Here is a 235-nt window from a genome sequence, read left to right as displayed (position 1 = left end):
ACAGGAATTTTTGCGGATAAATGTTCAAAAATAGCATTGGCAATCCCCAGGTTTCCTTCGGAGTCTTCAAAATCTATCGGATGCACCTTATGGCGCATGGCAGAAGCCCCCACTTCCCCTTTTTTGATTTTTTGTTTGAAATAATCCATGGAGATATGAGTCCAAATATCCCGGTTGAGATCAATATAGATGGTATTGGTGCGCGTTCGGCAATCGAACAGGGCGGCCATATGGA

1 pseudogene is annotated in these 235 nt (G+C 43.8%); it reads right to left on the bottom strand.

The window, feature by feature from the left end:
* Positions 1-235: pseudogene (locus ACRHOZ_RS21515) on the bottom strand (adenylosuccinate lyase); the annotation flags it as partial.

The organism is Flagellimonas flava (genome assembly GCF_050617915.1).
GTDB classification, from domain to species: Bacteria; Bacteroidota; Bacteroidia; order Flavobacteriales; family Flavobacteriaceae; genus Flagellimonas; species Flagellimonas flava_A.
The sequence above is the reverse complement of the archived record's forward strand: the minus strand, read 5'-3'. Positions and strand labels throughout refer to the sequence as shown.